The organism is Nonomuraea sp. NPDC050790, from assembly GCF_044456745.1.
Classification (GTDB): domain Bacteria; phylum Actinomycetota; class Actinomycetes; order Streptosporangiales; family Streptosporangiaceae; genus Nonomuraea.
Genome location: NZ_JBITGF010000002.1, coordinates 372,476 through 395,083 on the forward strand (window position 1 = coordinate 372,476; position 22,608 = coordinate 395,083).

Annotated in this window: 25 protein-coding genes, 1 tRNA gene and 1 pseudogene; 15 read left to right on the forward strand and 12 right to left on the reverse strand. The window is 65.4% G+C overall.

Translation table 11 applies throughout. The features are described from left to right. Nucleotides 1-38: 38 nt before the first annotated feature. From ACIBEJ_RS10155 to ACIBEJ_RS10165, 3 genes are all read left to right on the forward strand, one after another. Complete coding sequence (locus tag ACIBEJ_RS10155) at nt 39-1,061, forward strand: PHP domain-containing protein (RefSeq protein ID WP_397182319.1); 1,023 nt, start codon at nt 39-41, stop codon at nt 1,059-1,061. 163 nt (nt 1,062-1,224) lie between these two features. Then, nucleotides 1,225-1,953: a helix-turn-helix transcriptional regulator gene (locus tag ACIBEJ_RS10160; RefSeq protein WP_397182320.1), complete on the forward strand. Its 729-nt coding sequence runs from the start codon at nt 1,225-1,227 to the stop codon at nt 1,951-1,953. A 76-nt stretch (nt 1,954-2,029) separates the two neighbouring features. Next, nucleotides 2,030-2,392, forward strand: a complete 363-nt coding sequence (locus ACIBEJ_RS10165) for a VOC family protein (RefSeq protein WP_397182321.1) — start codon at nt 2,030-2,032, stop codon at nt 2,390-2,392. Nucleotides 2,393-2,509: 117 nt separating this feature from the next. On the opposite strand, the gene ACIBEJ_RS10170 is transcribed toward ACIBEJ_RS10165, so the two are convergent. Then, complete coding sequence (locus tag ACIBEJ_RS10170; RefSeq protein WP_397182322.1) at nt 2,510-3,997, reverse strand: alpha/beta hydrolase; 1,488 nt, start codon at nt 3,995-3,997, stop codon at nt 2,510-2,512. A gap of 169 nt (nt 3,998-4,166) precedes the next feature. Beyond that, on the reverse strand, nt 4,167-6,914 hold the full coding sequence (gene aceE, locus ACIBEJ_RS10175) for a pyruvate dehydrogenase (acetyl-transferring), homodimeric type (RefSeq protein WP_397182323.1): 2,748 nt from the start codon (nt 6,912-6,914) through the stop codon (nt 4,167-4,169). 458 nt (nt 6,915-7,372) lie between these two features. Here aceE and ACIBEJ_RS10180 point away from each other — a divergent pair, with 458 nt between their 5' ends. The 8 genes from ACIBEJ_RS10180 to ACIBEJ_RS10215 all read left to right on the forward strand — a co-directional run bounded on the left by ACIBEJ_RS10180 (nt 7,373) and on the right by ACIBEJ_RS10215 (nt 11,061). Next, nucleotides 7,373-7,555, forward strand: a complete 183-nt coding sequence (locus ACIBEJ_RS10180) for a DUF1918 domain-containing protein (RefSeq protein WP_397182324.1) — start codon at nt 7,373-7,375, stop codon at nt 7,553-7,555. Between the two features lie 9 nt (nt 7,556-7,564). Next, the gene (locus ACIBEJ_RS10185; protein WP_397182325.1) at nt 7,565-7,972 is read left to right on the forward strand and encodes a YjbQ family protein; all 408 of its coding nucleotides are present in this window, start codon (nt 7,565-7,567) and stop codon (nt 7,970-7,972) included. Between the two features lie 119 nt (nt 7,973-8,091). Beyond that, complete coding sequence (locus ACIBEJ_RS10190) at nt 8,092-8,520, forward strand: DUF3052 domain-containing protein (protein ID WP_397182326.1); 429 nt, start codon at nt 8,092-8,094, stop codon at nt 8,518-8,520. Nucleotides 8,521-8,550: 30 nt separating this feature from the next. Next, entirely contained in the window at nt 8,551-8,994 is a 444-nt protein-coding gene (locus ACIBEJ_RS10195; protein ID WP_397182327.1) for a peroxiredoxin, read from the forward strand. Continuing rightward, nucleotides 8,991-9,314, forward strand: a complete 324-nt coding sequence (locus ACIBEJ_RS10200) for a hypothetical protein (protein WP_397182328.1) — start codon at nt 8,991-8,993, stop codon at nt 9,312-9,314. Before ACIBEJ_RS10195 ends, ACIBEJ_RS10200 begins: the two co-directional genes overlap by 4 nt. A gap of 218 nt (nt 9,315-9,532) precedes the next feature. Next, a complete protein-coding gene (locus ACIBEJ_RS10205) occupies nt 9,533-10,474 on the forward strand; it encodes an ROK family protein (RefSeq protein ID WP_397183245.1) in 942 nt (313 codons plus the stop codon). Nucleotides 10,475-10,490: 16 nt separating this feature from the next. Beyond that, nucleotides 10,491-10,565: transfer RNA gene (locus ACIBEJ_RS10210), tRNA-Val, on the forward strand. A gap of 205 nt (nt 10,566-10,770) precedes the next feature. Then, nucleotides 10,771-11,061, forward strand: a complete 291-nt coding sequence (locus ACIBEJ_RS10215; protein ID WP_397182329.1) for a hypothetical protein — start codon at nt 10,771-10,773, stop codon at nt 11,059-11,061. A gap of 120 nt (nt 11,062-11,181) precedes the next feature. Here the strand turns inward: ACIBEJ_RS10215 and ACIBEJ_RS10220 are convergent. From ACIBEJ_RS10220 to ACIBEJ_RS10260, 9 genes and pseudogenes are all read right to left on the reverse strand, one after another. Beyond that, nucleotides 11,182-12,174 (reverse strand): annotated as a pseudogene (locus ACIBEJ_RS10220) (recombinase family protein); the annotation flags it as partial. Between the two features lie 110 nt (nt 12,175-12,284). Beyond that, the gene (locus tag ACIBEJ_RS10225) at nt 12,285-12,920 is read right to left on the reverse strand and encodes an ImmA/IrrE family metallo-endopeptidase (protein WP_397182330.1); all 636 of its coding nucleotides are present in this window, start codon (nt 12,918-12,920) and stop codon (nt 12,285-12,287) included. A 22-nt stretch (nt 12,921-12,942) separates the two neighbouring features. Continuing rightward, entirely contained in the window at nt 12,943-13,419 is a 477-nt protein-coding gene (locus ACIBEJ_RS10230) for a helix-turn-helix domain-containing protein (RefSeq protein ID WP_397182331.1), read from the reverse strand. Continuing rightward, complete coding sequence (locus ACIBEJ_RS10235; protein WP_397182332.1) at nt 13,412-14,176, reverse strand: replication-relaxation family protein; 765 nt, start codon at nt 14,174-14,176, stop codon at nt 13,412-13,414. The genes ACIBEJ_RS10230 and ACIBEJ_RS10235 overlap by 8 nt, the downstream gene beginning before the upstream one ends. 140 nt (nt 14,177-14,316) lie before the next feature. Next, nucleotides 14,317-16,530, reverse strand: coding sequence for a type IV secretory system conjugative DNA transfer family protein (locus ACIBEJ_RS10240; protein ID WP_397182333.1), 2,214 nt, complete (start codon nt 16,528-16,530; stop codon nt 14,317-14,319). Further along, the gene (locus ACIBEJ_RS10245; protein WP_397182334.1) at nt 16,527-16,697 is read right to left on the reverse strand and encodes a hypothetical protein; all 171 of its coding nucleotides are present in this window, start codon (nt 16,695-16,697) and stop codon (nt 16,527-16,529) included. The genes ACIBEJ_RS10240 and ACIBEJ_RS10245 overlap by 4 nt, the downstream gene beginning before the upstream one ends. Nucleotides 16,698-16,837: 140 nt before the next feature. Continuing rightward, nucleotides 16,838-17,017: a hypothetical protein gene (locus tag ACIBEJ_RS10250; RefSeq protein ID WP_397182335.1), complete on the reverse strand. Its 180-nt coding sequence runs from the start codon at nt 17,015-17,017 to the stop codon at nt 16,838-16,840. Continuing rightward, nucleotides 17,014-17,241 (reverse strand): hypothetical protein, encoded by a 228-nt coding sequence (locus tag ACIBEJ_RS10255; RefSeq protein ID WP_397182336.1) that lies wholly within the window; start codon nt 17,239-17,241, stop codon nt 17,014-17,016. The genes ACIBEJ_RS10250 and ACIBEJ_RS10255 overlap by 4 nt, the downstream gene beginning before the upstream one ends. Beyond that, the gene (locus ACIBEJ_RS10260; RefSeq protein WP_397182337.1) at nt 17,238-17,504 is read right to left on the reverse strand and encodes a hypothetical protein; all 267 of its coding nucleotides are present in this window, start codon (nt 17,502-17,504) and stop codon (nt 17,238-17,240) included. Before ACIBEJ_RS10260 ends, ACIBEJ_RS10255 begins: the two co-directional genes overlap by 4 nt. Nucleotides 17,505-17,971: 467 nt before the next feature. On the opposite strand from ACIBEJ_RS10260, the gene ACIBEJ_RS10265 reads away from it, so the two are divergent. Together ACIBEJ_RS10265 and ACIBEJ_RS10270 are read left to right on the forward strand one after the other, a co-directional pair. After that, nucleotides 17,972-19,141, forward strand: coding sequence for a hypothetical protein (locus ACIBEJ_RS10265; RefSeq protein WP_397182338.1), 1,170 nt, complete (start codon nt 17,972-17,974; stop codon nt 19,139-19,141). A gap of 118 nt (nt 19,142-19,259) precedes the next feature. Then, nucleotides 19,260-20,075 carry an alpha/beta hydrolase gene (locus tag ACIBEJ_RS10270; protein ID WP_397182339.1) on the forward strand — a complete coding sequence of 272 codons (816 nt, stop codon included), beginning with the start codon at nt 19,260-19,262 and terminating at the stop codon, nt 20,073-20,075. Here the strand turns inward: ACIBEJ_RS10270 and ACIBEJ_RS10275 are convergent. Continuing rightward, entirely contained in the window at nt 20,072-21,343 is a 1,272-nt protein-coding gene (locus tag ACIBEJ_RS10275) for an XRE family transcriptional regulator (protein WP_397182340.1), read from the reverse strand. The genes ACIBEJ_RS10270 and ACIBEJ_RS10275 overlap by 4 nt on opposite strands. Before the next feature lie 331 nt (nt 21,344-21,674). Between ACIBEJ_RS10275 and ACIBEJ_RS10280 the strand changes: the two genes are divergently transcribed. Then, nucleotides 21,675-22,226, forward strand: coding sequence for an ATP-binding protein (locus ACIBEJ_RS10280; protein ID WP_397182341.1), 552 nt, complete (start codon nt 21,675-21,677; stop codon nt 22,224-22,226). After that, complete coding sequence (locus ACIBEJ_RS10285) at nt 22,223-22,546, forward strand: hypothetical protein (protein ID WP_397182342.1); 324 nt, start codon at nt 22,223-22,225, stop codon at nt 22,544-22,546. The genes ACIBEJ_RS10280 and ACIBEJ_RS10285 overlap by 4 nt, the downstream gene beginning before the upstream one ends. Nucleotides 22,547-22,608: the final 62 nt, after the last annotated feature.

The window sequence follows — 22,608 nt, forward strand, 5'->3', positions numbered from 1 at the left end:
AAAACACTTGAGCCCCTGGTTGGGGTATTTGTCTACCTATGGAACCGGTGCAGGCCCTGCGGGACATCGCCTTCCTGCTGGAGCGGGCGGGCGAGCCCACCTACCGCGTGCGCGCCTTCCGCCGCGCCGCCGCCGTCGTCGCCGACCTGCCCCACGACGAGCTGGTACGGCTGGCCGAGTCGGGCGCCCTGTCCGGCCTGCCCGGCATCGGCAAGGTCACCGCGCTGGCCGTCACCGAGGCCCTCGCCGGGCAGACGCCCACCTACCTGCGCCGCCTCCAGGCCACCGAGGGCAGCGACCTGGACGCCGACACCGCGGCCCTGCGCGCCGCGCTCAAGGGCGACCTGCACAGCCACTCCGACTGGTCCGACGGCGGCTCGCCGATCGAGGAGATGGCGGCGGCGGCCAAGTCGCTCGGACACGAGTACCTGGCGCTGACCGACCACTCGCCCCGCCTCACCGTCGCCAACGGCCTGTCGCCCGCCCGGCTCAGACGCCAGCTCGACCTGGTGGAACGCCTCAACGAGGAGCTCGCCCCCTTCCGCGTCCTGACCGGCATCGAGGTGGACATCAACCCCGACGGCACCCTCGACCAGGAGCCCGAGCTGCTGGAGCGGCTGGACGTCGTGGTCGCCAGCGCGCACTCCAAGCTGCGCATGAACCGCTACGAGATGACCCGCAGGATGGTCACCGCGATCGCCAACCCGCACGTGGACGTGCTCGGCCACTGCACCGGCCGCATCGTCAAGGCGGGTACGAAGAGGGGCGGGCTGCGGCCGGAGTCGGAGTTCGACGCGGAGCTGGTCTTCGAGGCGTGCCGGCGGTTCGGGGTGGCCGTGGAGATCAACTCGCGGCCCGACCGGCTGGACCCGCCCAAGCGGCTGATGCGGCAGGCGTACGAGTGGGGCTGCGTGTTCTCGATCGACTCCGACGCGCACGCGCCCGGCCAGCTCGACTGGCAGCGGTTCGGCTGCGAGCGGGCGGCCCTGTGCGGGATCGAGCCCGACCGGATCGTCAACGCGTGGCCGCTGGATCGGCTGCTGGAGTGGACCCGCGAGTGACCAGCACGTCCGCGCACCCCAGATAGCCGGCGGCGAGCCGGAGCGGCGACGGCGACGGCCTGCCCGCGATCATGACGGCAGATGGTGGCGGGGAGGTCAGAAGAACCTGCCCGGAAGTGCGGGAACCCCGAGTTTGTCGGTGCTTCGGCGTACCGTCGAGATCATGAACCGGACTGATCGGCTCTATGCCCTGGTGGAGGAGCTGCGCGCGATCGCCCCCAGATCCCGTTCCGCGAGGGAGCTGGCCAAGCGGTTCGAGGTGAGCGCGCGCACCATCGAGCGCGACATCCTGGCGTTACAGGAGTCCGGTGTGCCCATCTTCGCCGCGACCGGGCGCAAGGGCGGCTACGCGATCGACAAGAAGATGTCGTTGCCGCCGCTCAACTTCACCCCGTCGGAGGCCGTGGCGATCGCGGTGGCGCTGAGCCGCGCGGGCGACGACCAGCCCTTCGCCCAGCAGGCCCGCAGCGCGCTGCGCAAGGTCGTGGCGGCGATGCCGGGTCCCGAGGGCGAGCTGGCCAGGGAGCTGGCGCGGCGGGTGCGGCTGATGGCGCCCGCCGACCCGCCCGAGGAGATCCTGCCGCTCGGCGGCGAGGGCGTCTCGCGCACCATCGAGGAGGCGCTGCTGCGCCGGCGCGTGCTCAGCCTCGACTACGTCGACAGGAAGGGCGCGCTGACCACCAGGGAGGTGGAGCCGGGAGTGTTCCTGGGCGGACGGGGCGGCTTCTGGTACCTCGTCGCCTGGTGCAGGCTCCGCGACGACGTGCGGGTCTTCCGCCTCGACCGCATCGCCGCCGCCTCCGTCACCGGGGAGAAGGCGCCGGACCGGCCGCTCGAAGGGTTCGCCACGGACGTGCCCGAGATGATCGTACGAGGCACGGTGATCGACTAGTCATTCGAAAACACCGACATAGGGTTGTCGCTCCCACCGTTTATCGTTGTCTTGTTCGAAAGATGGAGGAGGCAACGTGGACAACACCGTCACCTGGTTCGAGGTGGCCACCGATGATCCCGACGGAGCGGAGCGCTTCTACGGCGGGCTGTTCGGCTGGACGTTCACGCCCGGCGGGGGCGACGTGATGGACTACCGCATGGTCAGCCCCGCGGGGGGAGGGCCGCCGGCGGGCGGTCTGTTCAACACCAAGGGCGAGTTCCCCGCCCACGCGGTCTTCCACGTCCAGGTCGCCGACGTCGAGGCCGCCTGCGCGCGGGCCGAGTCGCTGGGCGGCAAGGTCGTCACCAAGGTCATCGACGACGGGGCGGGCACGGACTTCGCCTACCTGCAGGACACCTCGGGCAACAAGTTCGGCGTGTTCCGCCGCAGGGACTGACGCGGCGGGCGGGCCGGCGTGGCGCTTCCCCCGCCGCCCGGCCCGGCCGCCCGCGCCGGTCACCACCGCCCTGGGCACGCCGCCTCCCGCCGAATGGCGGCGCGCCCAGGGCCATGCCTAGCTCTCGCAGGTCGCGTTCGTCCGCGGGACCGTGCCCTGGAGCAGGTAGCCGTCGACGATGCCCTTGACGCACTGGCTGCCCGACAGGTACGCCCCGTGCCCCTCGCCCGTGTAGGTGACGAGCGTGGCGGTCTTGAGCTGCTCGGTGAGCTTGGGCGCCCACTCGTACGGCGTCGCCGGGTCACCCTTGCCGCCCACCACCAGGATGGGCCCCGACCCGGAGGCGTCCACGTGCCTGGCCTCGTCGCTGCCCGGCACCGGCCAGATCGAGCACAGCGACCCGGCTCCCGCGCTGCCGAACAGCGGCGAGATCTTCAGCGCCGCCGCCTCGGTGCGCTCCAGCGTCGCCGCGTCCGGGCGCTCGGCGCTGTCGACGCAGGTGATCGCGGGGAAGCTGGTCATCTGGGTGGTGTACTTGCCGTCCGGCGTGCGCCCGGTGTAGGAGTCGGCGAGGTACATGAGCGCCTCGCCCTCGCCCTTCAACGCCTGGCTGACCGCGGTCTCCAGGAACGGCCAGGTCAGCTCGGAGTACAGGGCGGCCGCCACGCCGGTGGAGGCCAGGCCCTGGGTGAGGTCGCGGTCGCCGACCTTGAGCGCCTTCTCCGACAGCTCGGTCATGAGCCGGTCCACGTTCTTGTTGGCCGCCTCCACGGTGGCGCCGATCTCGCACTTCTCCTTCACACACGCCTTCAGGAAGCTCTCGTACGCCTTCTGGAACCCGGCCGTCTGCACCAGGGTGCGCTGCTCGAAGGTGACGGTCGGGTCGAGGGGCGCGTCCAGGACCATCCGGCCGACGTTCTTCGGGTACAGGGTGGCGTAGACGCTGCCGAGGAGCGTGCCGTACGACATGCCGAGGTAGTTGAGGCGCGCGTCGCCGAGCGAGGCGCGCATGCGCTCCATGTCGCGGGCGGCGCTGACGGTGCCGACGAACGGCAGGATCTTGCCGGAGTCCCGCTCGCACAGGCCGGCGAACTTCTTGTTGGCCTTCGCGTTGGCCGCGTCGGTCTCGTCGCCGGCGGGCAGCGTGTTCATGGCGGTGAAGGTGTCCATCTCCGCGCTGCCGCCGCACCGTACGCCGGAACTGCGCTCGACGCCGCGCGGGTCGAAGCTGACCAGGTCGTAGCGGGCGTTCAAGGTGCCGAACGACTTGGCGGCCTGGGCCAGCGTGTCGACGCCCGAGCCGCCGGGCCCGCCGAAGTTGAACAGGAGCGAGCCGATGCGGTTGGCCTTGTCGGTGGCCGGGACGCGGATCAGCGCGAGGTCCAGCTTCTCGCCGTCCGGCTTGGCGTAGTCGAGCGGGACGGACAGCTTTCCGCACTGCTGGGCGGCGTCCTCCTTGGCGGGCGGCTGGCCGTCGGGCCGGACGATGTCCGTGCACGGGCCCCAGTTGATCTTCTCAGGGGGCGCGACGGCCTGCGGCTGCGCGGCGCTGGTACAGGACGTGGCCAGCACGGAGAACGTGACGACGGCAAGAACACGGCGCATATAAGGCATTCCCCTCGTGTCGCAAGGGGGAAGTAGAGCCCACAATACGCGAAAAAGGAGAGGCGGCACGCACCCCTCCTGAACGTGCCGCCTCATCTTCTCTCACGAAGGTGGCGGCCGAATATGACGGCGCTCCCGGGAAAAATTTCCCGGGAGCGCCAGGTGCCCGTCAGACGCCCATGGACTCGGCGTCGTTGCTCTCCGCGCCACCGGCCTCGGTGACGCCGTTCTTCAGGTGGTAGCGGGCGATCGCCTCGCGCAGCACCTCACCGTTGAGCTCGCCGCGCCGGACGAGCTGGGTGAGGACGGCCAGCGTGATCGAGGCCGCGTCCACGTGGAAGTGGCGGCGCAGCGCCGAGCGCGTGTCGGACAGCCCGAACCCGTCGGTGCCCAGCGAGCTCCAGTCGCCCGGCACCCACTGCGCGATCTGGTCCTGCACGGCCTTCATGTAGTCGCTGACGCCCACGAACGGCCCCTGCGCGCCGGACAGCTTCTGCGTCACGTACGGCACGCGCTGCTCGGCGTCCGGGTTGAGCAGGTTGTGCTCCTCGCAGGCCAGCGCGTCGCGGCGCAGCTCCGACCACGAGGTCGCCGACCAGACGTCGGCCGACACGCCCCACTCCTCGGCCAGCAGGCGCTGGGCCTCCATGGCCCACGGCCCGGCCACGCCCGAGGACAGGATGTTGGCCTTCGGCCCCTGCGTCTGCGGACCCTCCGCGAACTTGTACAGGCCCTTGAGCAGCCCCTCGACGTCCAGGTTCGCCGGCTCGGCGGGCTGGATGTAGGGCTCGTTGTAGACGGTGAGGTAGTAGAAGACGTTCTCCTGCTCCTCGCCGTACATCCGGCGCAGACCGTCCTTGACGATGTACGCGGTCTCGTAGGCCCAGCTCGGGTCGTAGGAGACGGCGGCCGGGTTCGTCGAGGCGATGAGCGGCGTGTGGCCGTCCTCGTGCTGCAGGCCCTCGCCGTTCAGCGTGGTGCGGCCGGCGGTGGCGCCCAGCAGGAAGCCGCGCGTCATCTGGTCGGCCATCTGCCACATCTGGTCGCCGGTGCGCTGCCAGCCGAACATGGAGTAGAAGATGTAGATCGGGATCATGTGCTCGCCGTGCGTGGCGTACGCCGTGCCCGCCGCCGTGGCCGAGGCCATCGAACCGGCCTCGTTGATGCCCTCGTGCAGGATCTGGCCCTGCTCGGACTCCTTGTAGGACAGCAGCAGTTCCCTGTCCACGGCCTCGTAGGTCTGGCCGTGCGGGTTGTAGATCTTGGCGCTCGGGAACATGGCGTCCATGCCGAACGTCCGCGCCTCGTCCGGGATGATCGGCACGAACCGCTTGCCGATCTCCTTGTCCCGCATGAGGTCCTTGAGCAGGCGTACGAAGGCCATCGTGGTGGCCACCTGCTGCTTGCCCGAGCCCTTGGAGAACTGCTTGTAGACCTCGTCGCCGGGCAGCTTGACCGGCTTGGCGCGCAGCACCCGCTTGGGCAGCACGCCACCGAGCGCGGCGCGGCGCTCCTTCATGTACTCGATCTCCGGGTCGTTCTCGCCCGGGTGGAAGTACGGCGGCAGGTCGCCTTCCAGGGCCGAGTCCGGGATCGGCAGGTAGAGCCGGTCGCGGAACTCCTTGAGCTCGGCCTTGGTCATCTTCTTCATCTGGTGCGTGGCGTTGCGCGCCTCGAAGTCCTTGCCCAGCGTCCAGCCCTTGATGGTCTGGGCGAGGATGACGGTCGGCTGGCCGACGTGCTCGCGGGCCGCCTTGAACGCCGCGTAGACCTTGCGGTAGTCGTGGCCGCCGCGCGACAGCTTGCGGATGTCGTCGTCGGTCAGGTGCTCGACCATCTTGCGCAGGCGCGGGTCGCCGCCGAAGAAGTGCTCGCGAATGTACTCGCCGGACTCGACCGAGTACGTCTGGAACTGCCCGTCAGGCGTCGTGTTCATCTGGTTGACCAGGACGCCGTCGACGTCGGCCGCCAGCAGCGGGTCCCAGTCGCGGCCCCAGACGACCTTGATGACGTTCCATCCGGCGCCGCGGAAGTAGGACTCCAGCTCCTGGATGATCTTGCCGTTGCCGCGTACCGGGCCGTCCAGGCGCTGCAGGTTGCAGTTGATGACGAACGTGAGGTTGTCGAGCTCCTCGCGGGCGGCCAGGCCGATCGCGCCGACCGACTCCGGCTCGTCCATCTCGCCGTCGCCGAGGAAGGCCCAGACGTGGCTGCGGCTGGTGTCCTTGATCCGGCGGTTGAGCAGGTAGCGGTTGAACCGCGCCTGGTAGATCGCGCTGATCGGGCCCAGGCCCATGGAGACCGTGGGGAACTCCCAGAAGTCCGGCATGAGCCGCGGGTGCGGATAGGAGGGCAGGCCGTGGAAGCCGTGGCTCAGCTCCTGGCGGAACGCGTCGAGCTGCGCCTCGTTGAGGCGGCCCTCCAGGAAGGCGCGGGCGTAGATGCCCGGCGCGGCGTGCCCCTGGAAGAAGACCTGGTCGCCGGACTCGCCGTGGTCCTTGCCGCGGAAGAAGTGGTTGAAGCCGACCTCGTACAGGGAGGCGGCGGAGGCGTAGGTGGCGATGTGGCCGCCCACGTTGGTACGCGCGTTGGCGCGCGAGACCATGACCGCCGCGTTCCACCGGATGTAGGCGCGGATGCGGCGCTCGACGTGCTCGTCGCCGGGGAACCAGGGTTCGCGCTCCGGCGGGATCGTGTTGAGGTAGTCGGTGCTGCGCAGGCCGGGCACGCCGACCTGGTGCTCGCGGGCGCGCTCCAGCATGCGGAGCATGAGGTAGCGGGCGCGCGTGCGGCCCTCCGCCTTGACGACGTTGTCGAGCGACTCGAGCCACTCGTTGGTCTCGCTGGGGTCGACATCAGGCAGCTGGCTGGGTAGGCCGTCGCTGATGATCGAGAAACGCTGGCGTCCGGAAGCCACTGGGTCTCGCCTTCCGAGGTCTGATGTCTGGGTCGTGGGTCGCCTTCCATCCTGGTCGCTTGCCGTAGAAAGTGCATCTCTACTGACGAGTAACCAGGACGTCCCTGCTGGCAGGGACCCAAGGGGTGGCCTAGACCACCGATGGTAGGACGAATCGCCACCACAGGTTACAACGGCCTGCCAATTTAACAAGACTAGAAAAGCAACGAGTTTTTCCGATTTGCGCGGTGTGGTTAGAGCTTAGGTGGGGTACGGCCGGCCGTTGCGGCGGGGACTCTGTCCGGCGTGAGAGGCGACCCCCACGATCGGCGCCCGCGCACGGCGGCGGGTGGCGTGGGGGTGGCGGAGCCGTAACGGATGGGGGACGGCAACGATTCGGTCAGGATTGGGACGCGCTCCGGGTGGCTCGCGGGATGTGCCTCTTTCCCAAGCGCGTCCGGCGTACCAATGTGTGAGGTATGAACGCGACGGTAGGAGACCGGCTCCTGATGCACGGCAACACCGTTGGCGAAGGGGACCGGCGCGGCGAGATCATTGAGGTCCGTGGTCATGACGGCGGGCCGCCGTACATCGTACGGTTCGATGACGGGCACACTGGGCTGGTGTTTCCCGGCCCTGATGCGGTCGTTGTGCCTCAGTAGGATTCCCTGGTGGAATCCCAGATCATCTCGCTGACCACCGGTTCGAGCGAGACGGTGCACGACATCACCCCGCAGTGCGCGCAGTTCGCGCGCGAGCAGGGCGGCGACGGGCTTTTGCATGTCTTCGTCCCGCACGCGACCGCCGGGGTGGCGCTGATCGAGCTCGGCGCGGGCAGTGACGACGACCTGCTGTCCGCCCTGGCCGACCTGCTGCCCGCCGACGATCGCTGGCGGCACGCGCACGGTTCGCTCGGTCACGGACGGTCGCACGTCATGCCCGCGCTCATTCCGCCGTACGCGACGGTGCCGGTCCTCGGAGGACGGCTGGCGCTGGGAACCTGGCAGTCGATCGCCGTCGTTGACCTGAACGTCGACAACCGTGAACGCCACGTTCGTCTGTCGTTTTTGTCGGGTTGATTCGGACGGTCCTGTCGCCGTACCCGTGGCGACCGTTGACGACTGAGGGTCACAGCGTGTGGACTGTCCCGAAGCGATAAACCGCAATATGCGGGGCCACTCAAGCAGGAGGGATAAACGTGAGCGCGACCGCGGGTCAGGCGCAGGGCGAGCGCGGCCTGGCCGAACGACTCGGCCTCAAGCCGGGTCAGGTGGTGCAGGAGATCGGTTGGGACGAGGACAGCGACGAAGAGCTTCGCACGTCCATCGAGAACCTGACCGGCAACGAACTGCTCGATGAGGACAGTTACGACGTCGTCGACGTGGTGCTGATGTGGTGGCGCGACGGTGACGGCGATCTCTTCGACGTTCTGAGCGATGCCATGCGATCACTCGCAGAGGGCGGCCAGATCTGGCTGCTGACTCCCAAGGCCGGTCGCGACGGCCATGTGGAGCCGAGCGACATCGGGGAGGATGCCGCTACCGCGGGCCTTTCGCAGACGAGCAGCATCTCCGCCGCACCCGATTGGTCGGGGACCAGACTCGTCGCCCCCAAGGGCCGACGCTAGGGAGCCAGGAGCGCCTGCCACAATGGCCGTGTGAATCCACTGGTAGGCGCCCTCGCTCCCGATTTCGAACTCCAGGACCAGCACGGCGCCCCGGTCAAGCTCTCCGACTTCCGGGGCCGCGAGGTCGTGCTGGTCTTCTACCCGCTGGCCTTCAGTAACGTCTGCAACAGCGAGTTGTCGGCCTTGCGGGACTTCGTCACGGATGCGCAAATTCTGACTGTCTCGGTGGATTCTCTTTTCTCTCATCGTGCATGGGCCGACCAAGAGGGCTACACATTCCCGCTGCTGTCGGATTTCTGGCCACACGGACAGGTCGCGCGGGCGTACGGTGTGTTCGATGAGCGGAAGGGGCTCGCACAGCGGGGGACCTTCATCATCGACGGCGCGGGCGTGGTCCGTTGGTCGGTCGTGAACCCGATCGGCACGGCACGTGACGTAGCCGACTATGCCAAGGCACTCGCCGAGATTTCGTGACAACGGAGGATGCGATGCCCTGCTACAACTGCGGGGCCCGGCAGACCGACCCGGTACGCGGCGCGAGCCCCTGGAAGCGCGGGGTGCGCGCGGAGTCCCAGGTGCTCATCTGCCCGGACTGCCAGCGGCACGACCTCGACCTCGACACGTGCGAGACCTGCGGGTCCAGCGCGTTGATCTGCCGGTTGGGTGAGGTCGAATGCCGTTCTTGCGGGTCGGTCCGGCAGGGGCGTTCGGGGGATCCGCTGGTGCCGGAGGTGCCGCCCGGGTTGTCGGCCGAGGTCGAGGCCGCCTTGAACCGGGTGCTGGGGCGGGCGTGAGCGTCAACCGGGCCTTCGACCGGATCCTCTGGGGCCGGGCGTGAGCTGAGACGGCCTTTGACCGGATCCTCTGGGGCCGGGGGGCTGAGACGGCCCTCATTTGGGTTCTGAGGAGGGCGTGAGCCGAGGCGGCTCTGAGCAGGGGTGTGACGGGGACGGTTCCCACATTTTTTCCGGACATATGCTGAGCTGCGCTATCGTCTCCTTTCGTGTCCGCAATGAGTTCGTTCGTCGTCGCACTCGACGTCGGTGGCACGTCCATGAAGGGCGGCCTGGTCAGCGAGTCCGGCGTGGTGCTCCTCACCGAGCGCCGCCCGACCCCCCGCGAGGAGGGTCCGGCCGCCGTGGTGACGGCGATCCGCGACTTCATCAGCCACCTCGCCGCCTCCGGTGACGGCATCCCGGCAGGGGTGGGCCTGGCCGTACCCGGGCTGGTGTCGGAGAACTCCGCGGTCTACTCCGCCAACATCGGCTGGCGCGACGTGCCCGCCGCCGACTTCACCGCCCTCGACGTTCCGGTACGGCTGGGCCACGACGTCCAGACCGGCGGCCTGGCAGAAAAGGTCCTGGGCGCCGGGCAGGGCGTCGACGACTTCCTCTTCCTGCCCATCGGCACCGGTATCGCCGGGGCCCTGATCCTGCGCGGCGAGCCGTACGGCGGATCGGCGGGCTGGGGCGGCGAGATCGGCCACATCCCGGTCTTCCCGGACGGCGAGCAGTGCGCCTGCGGCCAGTTCGGCTGCCTGGAGACCTACGCGTCAGCCGCCTCCGTGGGCCGCCGCTACAGCCAGCGCGCCGGCCTGAACGGAGTGAAGGCCGAAGAGGTGGTGGCCTCAGACGACCCCCTCGCGGTCGAGGTATGGGACGAGGCGGTGGAGGCCCTCTCCCTGGCGCTGACCACCTACACCCTCCTCCTGGACCCCAGCATGATCGTCCTGGGCGGCGGCCTGGCCGAGGCGGGCCCCGCCCTGTTCGACCCGGTCCGCACGAGACTCGTGAAACGCCTCGCCTTCCGCGACGCACCCCCGCTGGTGCCGGCGGCACTGGGAGTGGACGCCGGCATGCTGGGCGCGTCCCTGCTGGGCTGGCGCGCGGCGGGCCGCCCCGACGTTGGGCCGGGCTGGACGGTCAATGTGCGTTCGGCGCCGTTGGTGTCGTAAGGTGTAGTGCCGTTCGGGACGATTAGCTCAGCGGTAGAGCACTCGCCTTACAAGCGAGGGGTCACTGGTTCGAACCCAGTATCGTCCACCATGGCCGTCTTACTAGAAACGTGACCCCCTAGGGTCACCTCTAGCAGGTCGACCGAGGTTACTTGCGTCAGCAAGCCGTCTTCCTCCCATCTTAGGAAGGCGGCTTGCGGCGTTCTGGCCCGCCGGTAGGCCGGACGTGCGTAGCGTCTGCCCGCCGTCACGATGACGTCGAACGGCTCCGCCAGCTCATCACCTACGATCACCTCTTGCTCAATCATGAGCTTGGTGAAGATCGTCCGGTTGAGCATCTGCCGGACACTCGGGCCAGCTCGCCGGTACAGCTCCCTTGGGTTGTCGAGCAGGGCCAACGCCTGCGTGAAGATCTCACGGCCCACGTCCAGCTTCATATCGAGCTGCGCCAGTTCACGCCGGACGCTCTCGCGATCTTGGCGGATGGCGGTCAGCTTGGTCCGGATCTTGTCTTTGGGCATCTCCCCATCGGCTGCCAGATCAAGCAGGTTGTCTTCCCTCCGGTCCAGCTCCCCGAGCCGCGCTGAGAGCAAATCTCGGATGCTCTGGTCACTGCCCTGGATGTCAGAGAGAGCATCGGCCGCCTGTGCCCCCACGGCCTCCTTGAACTCCTCTGGGAACGTCACCGTGGCGTAGTAGTTCGCCACCGCTTGGTCGACCCGCCGCAGGTTCATGTACGGCTGATCGCATATGCCCTCTTGCCGTCCTCGGCAGAAGAAGTAGAAGTACTCACCGCCGTTCCGCCCTACCGCCCGTTGCAGGATCATCCGGGAGTCACAGCGGTCGCACCACAGCGCTCCTTTCAGGTAGTGGTTGTGCGTGCGCTTCCGTGTACCTGCCCCTGCGTGTGAATCAAGCACCCGTTGTACCCGCTCGAACAGCTCCGGGGTAACCAACGGCTGATGACGTCCCTGGTATTCGATGCCGTCATACTCGACGTATCCCAGGTAATACCGGTCTCGTAGTATTCGCCGGAGGGTTTCGGCCGCGATAGGCTTACTCGGACGTTTCGGCGTTGGCCGCGTTCGCAGCCCGACTTCGGCCAGCTTCGCACACAGACTTTCCAGCGTATGCGTACCAGTGGCGAACAGCTCAAACGCCATCGTTACGAGCCTGGCCCGATCCGGATCGATCGTAACGGTATTAACCCGCCGCCCTTCGAAGATCTCGGTAGTATTGAGATAACCGAGCCTCGCTTTGCCGATCGTGCCCCCATTGCGCGCCTTGTTGGCCATTTTGACCTTGATGTCTTCGCCACTCATCCGTACTTGAAGCCAGTTGAAGACATCCGTCATCGCCTCCATGGCTTCCGCCATGATGCCGTCCCCGAAGTCTTCCTTGGCCGAGATGAGTTTCACGCCGAGCTTTTCGAGTGCCAGCTTGGTGTTACCCGCGTCAATGTAGTTACGGAACGCCCGTGAGCGTGCGTAGATAATCACGTAATCCACATCATGCTCTTCCTTGATGCGGGCGATCATCTCCCGAAACACGGGTCGCTTCTCGATGGTCTGCGCTGAATTGCCTGGCTCCACGTACTCGCCAACATTGACGAGTCCCATCTCCCGCTCTTTCTCGATGCACACCTTTCGCTGCGTGTCGATCGAGTTCCCTTCAGGATCTACATCGAAATCCGTGTCCATCTGCTTTTTGGAGGACACGCGCAAGTACCGTATTGACCGCTGAACGGTGGCGGATTCACCCACGTCCTTTAACCTGCGCCTATTCACGGTGTTCTCATGCCTTTCTCTTCTTACCCTGCTGTCGATATCGCCATGGCCTGAACGGGTGCGTCACGGAAGTAGTGACGTACCGGCGATTCCTCACTTACGCGCCAGCGCCTATGCTGCTCAACGAGCCCCAGGTGCTGGAGCCGCAGACTCATCGCAGCAGGCGAGACATTAAATGTTGCCGCCAGCACGCGCACGTCTTGCGTCTCTTGCGTCCACAGTCGCTTCACCCAGGGGCGTGGCATCAACAGGCAGGCTGCGAAGTGGTCGCACAACAGCTCCGCCCGCTTGTCCGACGGCTTACCACTCGTATCCCCATAGATGCGGTCGATAAACGGATGATCCAGTATGTGCTTAAACTCATGGGCCAAGGTAAACCGACGACGCGTTCGACTGTCGTCGCGGTTCACGCCAATAACCCATACCCCTCGGTCCCAGTACGTGAGTCCGGATTCGGGGAGACTGGGCGCTACCCGCACCCGTATTCGAGGTAATTCCGCAATCAACCCCACATCTACGCCGGGGTCGGTAATCTCGAAAATCTCCAGGAACCGCTTGGCTTGACGCTCAGCCACCCCTTCCGCCTCGTGGTTCTCCAACGGTCGCGAAGGCATGAGCGCCCGTAAATCAGCAATGACACTAGATGGATGACGGTTCATAGGTTATCCCTCCCTTATGAACTTAACTTTGCTCTTGATGATTGTCGGCTCGTGGACTTGGGCGTTCAGCGATGTTGTGACGCTCAGCCATAAACTGAAAATAGTCGCTCAGCTCCTGTGCCGCCTGATCCGACATCTGATATTTGGCTCTAAGATACGGCTCGAAACTAGGTAATTCCTCCGGCACCGTATGGCCAGCCAACGCAAACAAGTTCTCTGGCTCTAAATCAAGCGCTTCGGCAATCCGGTACAGTGCCGCCGGTCCGGGCTGAGCAAAATCGTTGGCCTCTAGCCTTCCGAGATATGAATGACTCAGACCCACGCGTTTCGCCAGCTGACGTTGCGAGATTCCTAGCCCCTCGCGCCGTGACCGGACATATGTCCCAAGGGTCACACCGTCCATCGGCATCTGTGGTTGACGGCTATTTGCCATTCGCTCAAATCCTTTTATTACCTCTATTGTCATATCAGTGGACACAATTGTAAACAGCCTAGCCACTCTGCAAGTATCGCATGACGGTAAATGCCGCGTCCTTATGGAGCGTCACAATAAACAGTGATTCCGCAGGCGAGGGTAGTTGGCGAATCAACCGAACAACATCCGAATATCGCTTCTCATTCGGCACCGTGATGAGTACGCGGGGTATCACCCCATCCGGTCCCGCCGCCCCCTGCCGTACGAACTCCAGGTAGCCCGTCACCTTGCGCCGCAGCGTCGGCAAGCTCTCCGTCGCCCGGTCCACCTCGATCCACCATCGGTCTTCGTACGTCGCCGTCGCCACCACCGCGTAGGCGTCGGGCTTCAATACACCCCCACGCCCGTCCGGCCACCACGAGCCCGGTTCGCCCTCGAAGTGCACGACCTCCACCCCGCCAGCCCGCGCCTGCTCGACCAGTCCCGCGTACACCGCCGCTACATCCAAGGTGTGCGCCACGTACCGCTCACCCGGCAAGGACTTCGGGCGGTGAGCCCCGTTCCCGGCCCCCTCCAGCAGCCGCCAGGCTGCCCGGTCGGGAGCGAATACCAGCCCGGCCGAGCCCGCCCGCACCCCGCCAATCCGCCGTTCCAGCGTCCGCAGGACCTGCCAATCCACCAGCCGCCCCAGCACCCGCCGTCGCACCACCGCCCGGCTTGGTGGGGTCAGGTCTGCAAAGTGCACCCGCTCCAACTGCCGACTCGTCATCAGTCGCAGCCGCATCACGTCGCGAATGACCGCCCAGTCCCGGGGACTCAGCCGCTCCCGCAGCCAGTCCACCCGGTTCCGGCTTACGCGCCGCCAAGCACCTTCAGACAGTAAGACATTCGGGGTCGTTACGGTCCGCCGGTAGCGCTGTGACCAGGCCAAACCCGCCGCCGTCTGCCACGCGACCGCAACGCCGATCGCAACACCCGCCCTCATGATCCAATCTCCCGCCGTACCCGTCCCAGCGGTTGCCGTTGTCCAGGGACGACCAAGCGCGCCTGCAAGCCCGCTTCCACCGTCTCGCGTGCTACGCCGTACCGCTCGTGGCTGGCTGCCGCCAGCGTCGCCGCGTCCCGCACTGGCTCGCCCAGCGGCAACGTCGTCCCGGTCACCGGGCTCAACACCGCGCCGTCTACGCACGGCCGCATCGCGATTTCGTGGACTGCCAGGCCCGTGAGGTCGCTGGTAGCCAGGTGCGGCGCCCACCGCCGTTCCAGGAGCCGCCCGTCGTCGTGCTCGACCTGAAACACAATCTGCGTCCGCACCGTCCCCAGTACCGCCGTCCGGATGCCCTCCGGCAGCTGCGCCAAGTACTGGTTCGCCAGCACCGCCCCGACGCCCAAGCCCCGGGCCTGACTGAGCAAGTCACTCAGGCTGTCGCTCAGCCGCACCACGTCTTGAAACTCGTCCAGGTAGACGAAGAACGGTCGCCGCCGCTCCGGTGCCACCGCCACCCGCCCCAGCGTCGCTTGCCACACCGAGGCCACCAGCAGCGCCCCTACCAACGTGGCCGTCTCCTCGCCCAGGCTGCCCTTGGCCAGCGACACCAACAACACCTGTCGCCGCCGCATTACCTCACCCAGGTCCAGCCCCGTGTTCTGACCGACCATCAGGCGGGTGACCGTGCGCATCGTCAAGGCTCGCAGCTTGTTCATCACCGGCCCGACGTGCGCCTGTTGCTCGCCCTCGCTCATTGCCTCGAAGCTCGTCCAGTACGAGCGCAGCACCTCCGGCAGCATCGAGTTCCGCACCACGAACTGGCGCAGGACCGAGGAGCTCAACAACTCCGGCACCTCACACAGCGTGAAAGCCGAGCCATCCGGCGCGGGCACGCTCGCCAGCGTCAGCAGCGCCGCCCGCAGCACGTCATCCGTCCGGGGACCCCAAAACGCCCGGTACAACTCCCGGAAGATATGCAGCGTCCGGTCCACCGCTAGTTCCCGTGCCTGCTCACCCCGTCCAGCCGCCAACGGGTTGAACCCCAACGGCCGGCTCGTCTGGCTGGGGTCCAGCACGATGACCCGTTCGGCGTGCTCGTCCGGCACCCGGGCCAGCACCGTCTCTACCAAGTCGCCCTTGGGATCGATCAGCACCAGGCCGTATCCGACCGTCAGGTCCCCGAGCGCCATGTTGGCCAGCAGCGTGCTCTTGCCCACGCCCGTCGGACCCAGGGCGTACACGTGCCGCAACCGGTCTTCCGGCCGCAACACCAGTCGCCGCCCGCTCATGCCGGGGTAGTTGCTCACCGCAACCACCGTGCCGCCGCTCGTCGGCAAGCTCGCCGGGGGCGGCAGCTGCCGAGCTTGCCCCAACACCAGCCCCGGCACCCGCACCCCGCCCATCGGCACGCCTACCAATCCGGCCGCCTCACTGGCATTGACCACCACCGGCCAGGCCGTCAGGGGCCAGGCCCGCCGCCCGAGGCGCGATCCGACCCACCACGACGGCACGCTTCGCCGTACGACTGCTACCCCCGGCGCATCGAGGAGCCGCAACGTCCCCGCCACCTGACCGAGCACTGCCCACGCCCGCCGGACCTTCGGAGCCGTCACCCCGATTCGGCCCACCGCCAGCATCAGAGGCTCACCGTGCTTGCTCTGTTCCGCTCGGGCTAGGTCCTTGGCGGGGTCGCCCGCCGCTCGCGGTTGAGGTGTCCGCACCCCCACCAGCAGCCATTGCACCCGCACCGTCTCACCGGCAGCCACATACCCGAGCGCCCCGAGCAACGCTGCTGCCGCCGTTTCGGCTCGGTCCGCTGCCAACCTCCGCGACAGATTCGTCAGTCGCAGTTCGCCCGCCGCCGTTGTCTCGCGGCGAGTCGTCAGGTAGTCCGGGGCCTCATCCAGTCGCAGACCTGGCAGCACCGCCCGGCTCTCGGCCATCACGGCCGCTTGCTGCGTCTTGGGTACCAGCAGGTAATGCGTGATCCGCTCCCGCGTCGCCACGATTTCCAGCGCCACCGGCACCCGCCCGGCCGCCAGCACCGCCAGCCACGCACTCACGTCGTGCGGCTTCAATCCGGGCGGAAAACTCACCGCCAGCGCCGCGAGCGACCGCCGCCAGGCCCGTGCTTGCAGCCAACGCGAGCCCAGGACGAGGCCCAGCAGAAGCACACCGCCTGCCCCAATCCAGATAGCCGCCGTCACGCTGCCACTCCTGTCTCCGACGTAGTTGATCCGGTTTCGGCCGCCTTGCGCTTACGATGCGTCTCCATCTCTCGGCCCAAGGCGATAATGATGTGCACCATCTGGTCGATATCGATCTCTCGCCGCTGCTGGCCCCGCACCTTAATCCGTGCTGCTTGCTTTGTCATGAGCACTCCTCCTTAATTGCGTTATCTGACAACTTCAGTAGCCAATTAATCGTGCAATCCTCTAAACCGATGACACCTGCACACAACTAATCTTGGAAACGACAAAGCCCCGAGCCGGTCAGGGCTCGGGGCTTTGTCCACTACGGGCGACGGCCGAACAACGCCAGCCACAGCACCGCCAGCACGATGGCCAGACTGACGAGCATCGGCACCGTTGGCACCAGCAACTCCCAGGCGATGCGCGCACCCGCCGCTACTGCCAGGAGTAGCACCAGGGCATGAAGCACCTGCCGCATCCAACCTGACAGATTGCCTTTCATTCGTCGCGCCGGTTCTGGGCTGTCCGCCGCAACATCTCGCGGATAATTGCGTCCTGCGTTTCTCGGCTGATCTCCCCGAGCGCCTGCTCTGCTTCGAGCGCCCGTTGTCGCGGCTCGTCGTCCGGATCTCCGAACAGAGAAGCCGTCAGGAGAAGCTGTATACACAGAATAATCAAGCCCAGTATGAGCAAGAACCATTCATAGATCGAAAGCATTTCGCTCACATCCCCTGAATGACCTTGGCCAACTGCGCCACACCCAGTGCCGCCAAGAAGGCGTATGCCTGTTCACCGTCCGGATCAACCTGTTGTGCATGACCGCGCACAAGGTTGACCGTCATGGCCTCCAGGATCGCCCGCTGCGTTACGCGAGCTATTCCGGCTGCCTTGACCTCAGCCGCCTCAACGCGACGGGCGATCTCATCCAGCTCCCAGCTATGGTGCCGTTCCGCCTGCGTGTTCGCTCGTCGTGCTACCGCTCCACTCATTGATCGTTTCTCCTTCGGTGGATCTTCATGAGGGATAAGAAGGGGGCAGCCCATCAGGCTGCCCCCTTTCGGGATCTTGCTGTGTCATGCCTGGAACACGCCGTCTTCTGTTGATCGCTAGCACCCGTGCCCACAGCGGGAACATCAGCGCCCCCATGATCGGAAGGGCCTCTTGCACCCGGGGCAGCGTCGGATATCGATCCCTGACAGCACTACCGTTCGACAGTGTGAGCAGGTGTACTGGTGGTACAGGGACGATCGTTGTGTGTTGCGCTTTCCCGAGGAGAGGCCCCAAATGAGCGCCAGCACAAGCCCGATCACGATGACCGCCTCCACGGGTCACCGCTCCACTTGCGCTTGGTGGGCACGCAGTTCCTCGCGGAGCTGGCAGATCTGCGAGGCCGTGACGAAGGTGGCCACGAAAATCACGCACGCAACCATGAATCACCTCTCTATGGAGTTATCAAATGAGCCAGGCCGAACGTGCCTGCTACATCGATTGCGCCATAGAGGAGTTAATAGGTCTACGTCAGATTAATGAGCGTAGCAAGTCGGGAGAATGTATGGTGAACGCGGAAGGTACGGACAACGTACGAGAGAAGTATGAACGTGAGCTTCGCGAACTACGGCAAGACTTAGGCTGCACCCCGGAGCGTCTCATGGCAAGCGAGGGACTGCTGCAAGCTCTACGCGAGCGAGCCTCGCATCAGAATAGAGACGGATCGCTCAGCTATTGCGTTGCGGAATTGAGAAAAATAGGAAGCGAATTAAGTGATGAGGAAGAGAAGGAAGCGCTCCTTGTAGCCCTCGGCTTCGAAAATAAGCATCAAGGCGGAAATCTCACAGCCCGTCGTGAAAGTTACCAGGCTGAGCTAGCAAGCGAAAAAAGATGGGCGCACGTTCGAACTTTGCAACATCGCGAGGACAGGGCAATTAAAACCCTAGCGCTCCTCTTGGCTGATGATCCTTTGCGTGGAGTGCAGGTGCTCCCCGGTCCGCATATTGTTCGAGACTTTCGCGACGTAGATCACCACCCTGACTTGCAAACTTTGACCTGGTCTAGCATTTACCATATATCTGCGTCGGGGGTAATCTACCGCCAGGACATTAGGCGTACGGTAAGAGCACTAACGCCAGATGCTCGCCCACTCGTGTTTGATGCCCACCAATACCTTGCCGAGTCAAGAAGAGGCGTCCTGGAATTCCATGCCGACTATGGGTGTCGAGTTGTAGCTCACCAGGAAGCCGATAGCGGAGCTGTCGTCGAAACTTTTGAGATTTACAAGCAACTCCGCCCCGAAGACGCACCCTACTCTCTCGGCTATCACGTCCTCGTTAATAGCGATAAGCCATCTGAGCCCATAGTGCGGTGGAAGCCCGATCCACCATTCTCATTAAGTGCAGAGTTTACGCTTATCTTCCATCCTCAATTGACCCCGGTGCGCGCTTGGTGGTTCGCAACACGAAATAGTGAGGCCGCTCAGATCGAACCAAAGGAAAATGAAGGCCGGCATCTTGAACTGCTCGATGATGGTTGCTACGTTCACCGTCTTTTTGATGGGGAGCAACTCGAACCAAATCTGCATCGTGGCATAGCTTGGGTTTGGCCCGTACGGGTGTATACTGACAGTATCTAATTGAGGGGATGCCATATGGGCGGCGAAGGTTAATAGATTCACGGGGACAATTCGAATGGACTAAAAGAGCTATGGGTTGCATGTAGCACTGTAGTCATTTCCATCTATCCTGGTATCCATGATCCCTGAAAGCCGCTCCACCGTCTTCCGCTCCCTCGACGGCCTCCAGCTCCATGGCACCCTCGTCGCACCCACCGAGGTACGCGGCCACGCCACCGTGCTAGTCCACGGTGGCGGCGTCACCCGCGAAGAAGGTGGCTTCTTCACGCGGCTCGCCCTGGGCCTGGCCAACGCTGGGTTGCCGTCGCTGCGCTTCGACTTCCGTGCCCATGGCCAGAGCCAGGGCCGACAAGAAGACCTGACCATCTCCGGCGTGGCCAACGACATCCGTGCCGCCGTCGAGCATGTCTGTGCCGAAACCGGCAGCCAGCTCGTCAACCTCATCGGTGCCAGCTTCGGCGGTGGCATCACCGCCTTCTACGCCTCCCAGTCCCCGGAAGCCGTGAACCGGCTGGTGCTGTTCAACCCCTTGCTCAATTACAAACGACGCTTCATTGACGATAAGCCCTACTGGCACGCCGACCATATCGACGCGGACGCCGGACGCGAGTTGGCCGCGCAAGGCTTCATGGCCCATTCGCCCACCTTTAAGCTCGGCCGACCACTCCTCAACGAGGTCTTCTATCTCCAGCCACGCCGCCAGCTCGGCCACGTCACCGCGCCGACTCTCGTGATCCACGGCACCGGCGACACCTTCATTCCCGTGCAATCATCTCGGGACGCCATACCGCTCTTTGGCGGTGAAGCCAAGTTGCTGGAAATCGACGGCGCCCAACACGGCATCGCCGTCCATGACGACCCGCAGTATGCCAATCCGCAAACGCAAGCCTGGCAAGCCTCAGTCATTCAAGCCGTAGCCGATTGGCTTAGCTAAGCCAGCACGGCGTGCGCCAGCTCCCGTACACGCTCCCGGTCTCGCCACGGGCGGAGCTGTTCAACCAACCGTAGTACCTCTTGATGCGTCCGTGCTGAAGTCGTCTCCCGCGCCAATCTCAGGGCTTCCAGGCCCGTGCTAGCCGCCGCATCCGGTGCCCCGGCACTCGCCAGCGTTTCACTCTTAAGTGCCAAAAAGTAGCCGTAGTCCCGCCGCGAGAAGGCATCCGGCGACAGCCATTCTTCGTACAACTCCAACGCTCTGGCCGGCTCTTGCGCTTCGCAGTAGCAGATAGCGCATTGCAGCCCAAACAGTGCTTCGTCATAGTGGGCGGCTATTCCCGTGGCTTCCGTATCCTCGGCCAGCAGCTCTCGCGCTTCGCTCAGCTTCGACTCAATGACTGCCAGATCTCCGCTCAGCATGGCGTGCCCTCGTGCCTCCTGCTGAGTTGCTTCCGCTCGTACTCGTAGGGGGAGTGACCACGGCCCCGCTTGCGCGGCTTCCGCCAGCGTCAGCATGCGCAAAGCATCGCGCCCGTCCCAAGCCGCCTGACTCTTCTTGAGCAAGACATACCCTTGCATCGGGAAATCGCCTGCCGCCTGGGCCCACTCCACCGCCCGGTCTCGCCAGTATCCGGCCATCTCCGGCACGGCAATGTCGCGGTACAACCAGCCCGCAAATTCGGCCGCATGCGCTCCCGTTTGCAACAGCGCCCGGCGCACCGCGGGCTGGGCCTCCCGCGCCATATGCTCAATCGCAGCCATCAGGCCCAGCACGAGCGGAATACTCTGCTTCGGCCCCCGTTCCCGGTCTTTAGCCGCACAGGTCGCCAGCTGTATTTGAAAATGGCCCACCACTTCCAAGTCGCTGTAGCGCCGGGCATTGTCGAGAGCCGCCACAATGTGCGCTAGTTCTTCGAGCCCCATAGCAGGCAACGTAATGGCGGCCAGCCCGCGCTTGAGAAACATCCGCCGCAACAACTCGCTCATCTCCTCGCCCGGGAATCCATCCTCGGCGAGGTGCGCAACAGTAGGGCGTTCATGATCCTCGGCCTTCTCTTCCCCCGGTAGCGCAAACCAGAGTAGGTCAGCCGGAATCCGCAGGGTATGCGCCCATTGAATACACCGGTCCATATCCTGGACAGGCGGGCCGCTCTCGATGCGGCTCAGTTGCGACTGGGTCAGGTACAGCCAGCTGGCCGCCGTCGCCTGCGAGATGACTTTGCCGTGGTAGAGGTGGGTGCGATAGGCCCGCACCACCTTGCCCATGTGCCGTGCCGCCAGTGCTGCCCGCATCGGCCCCGCGTCCCAAAACCACGCGGGCACTTCCAGCGGACTCAACAACGCACCCCGCCCCTTGGCTTGGCAGGCCCCGCACAGCCGCGTCGCGTTGTCCCGGGCCAGTCGCACCCCGCACTGGGGACAGTCACGTTCCGGGGGAAGCACGTTCATGGTCGCCCTTGTGCCGATGCCACTTACCTGCGTGTAGCCAGTCTAGCGACGCTACCGGCCCTCCCGCCTGGGAGTTATGCATCTCCTACATGGTGTGAAGCCAGAGGGCGCATAACCGCAGACACCCCACGCGTCAACGCTGGCAGGTATGTCCGCCCACCGTTCGCTGAGCCGGTCTCACCGCCACACCGGGCGTACCGGCGAGGTGCTGCGCTTCCTCCGAATCGAGACCTCACCCGTGATTACCCTGCGTTACTACGCTGAGCTGGCCATCCACCCCGTCGCGCCGTCGTTCGCCCGCTCCCACGTCGAACGAGTCCTGGCCGATCTTGGCCGTCGCGACCTCACGAGTTCCGCTCAGCTCATCGCCTCCGAGCTCGTCACCAACGCCGTCAAGGCCAGCGGTCTTCACCTGCCGACTGAGCAGGACATAGAGCGTTACGGGCTATTCGCTGGGGTCGATGACACCTCCTGTATCTGGATCGGGCTCTACCCTGCAGGCGATGGTGTGGTTGTGGAAGTCTGGGACGGTAGCCGCCGTCCGCCCCGACTGACCACCGCCGGCTTTGATGACCTCGGTGGTCGCGGCCTCTTCCTCGTCGATTGGTTCTCCGACTCCTGGGGCTATCACCGGCCCACAACCGGCGGCAAGGTCGTCTGGGCCCGGCTCGGGAACCAGACTCAGGCGGTCGCGCCATGACCGGCACCCGAGCCGCCGTCAGCTCGCCCGCCCGCCTGTCTGCCCGTCGGCTCGTTCACGCCCTCGACGTCCACGGCCTGCCTGCCACCGTCCACGAGGGGTACGGCATCGCCCTCGTGTCCATTCAACTGCGGCTGCTCATCTGGGTGGAGTGCGGGTCGTACGGCTGGCACTTCCGCTGGTGGACCGGTGAGGTCTCTCGCCGTACCGGTCACTGGATCTGGGCATTATGCCCAGCCGCCGCCGCCTCTACTGCCGCTCGCCGGATCGTCCAACGCTACGAGGCAGTTCTTGGTGGCCGTCCATCTCAATATCAATAATTGCTGTCCCTTACCGACAGTTTCGGACTGCTGAGATAGACAGAGCCCAGAGTCTGCGGGCG

Bases quoted from the DNA above. Each gene is read 5' to 3' on its own strand.
- ACIBEJ_RS10180 (WP_397182324.1), top strand. From the start codon at position 7,373: ATGAACGCGACGGTAGGAGACCGGCTCCTGATGCACGGCAACACCGTT.
- ACIBEJ_RS10280 (WP_397182341.1), top strand. From the start codon at position 21,675: ATGTCCGCCCACCGTTCGCTGAGCCGGTCTCACCGCCACACCGGGCGT.
- ACIBEJ_RS10170 (WP_397182322.1), bottom strand. From the start codon at position 3,997: ATGCGCCGTGTTCTTGCCGTCGTCACGTTCTCCGTGCTGGCCACGTCC.
- ACIBEJ_RS10160 (WP_397182320.1), top strand. From the start codon at position 1,225: ATGAACCGGACTGATCGGCTCTATGCCCTGGTGGAGGAGCTGCGCGCG.
- ACIBEJ_RS10270 (WP_397182339.1), top strand. From the start codon at position 19,260: ATGATCCCTGAAAGCCGCTCCACCGTCTTCCGCTCCCTCGACGGCCTC.
- ACIBEJ_RS10275 (WP_397182340.1), bottom strand. From the start codon at position 21,343: ATGGGCAAGGTGGTGCGGGCCTATCGCACCCACCTCTACCACGGCAAA.
- ACIBEJ_RS10205 (WP_397183245.1), top strand. From the start codon at position 9,533: ATGAGTTCGTTCGTCGTCGCACTCGACGTCGGTGGCACGTCCATGAAG.
- ACIBEJ_RS10245 (WP_397182334.1), bottom strand. From the start codon at position 16,697: ATGACAAAGCAAGCAGCACGGATTAAGGTGCGGGGCCAGCAGCGGCGA.
- ACIBEJ_RS10225 (WP_397182330.1), bottom strand. From the start codon at position 12,920: ATGAACCGTCATCCATCTAGTGTCATTGCTGATTTACGGGCGCTCATG.
- ACIBEJ_RS10265 (WP_397182338.1), top strand. From the start codon at position 17,972: ATGAGCCAGGCCGAACGTGCCTGCTACATCGATTGCGCCATAGAGGAG.
- ACIBEJ_RS10155 (WP_397182319.1), top strand. From the start codon at position 39: ATGGAACCGGTGCAGGCCCTGCGGGACATCGCCTTCCTGCTGGAGCGG.
- ACIBEJ_RS10285 (WP_397182342.1), top strand. From the start codon at position 22,223: ATGACCGGCACCCGAGCCGCCGTCAGCTCGCCCGCCCGCCTGTCTGCC.
- ACIBEJ_RS10260 (WP_397182337.1), bottom strand. From the start codon at position 17,504: ATGAGTGGAGCGGTAGCACGACGAGCGAACACGCAGGCGGAACGGCAC.
- ACIBEJ_RS10250 (WP_397182335.1), bottom strand. From the start codon at position 17,017: ATGAAAGGCAATCTGTCAGGTTGGATGCGGCAGGTGCTTCATGCCCTG.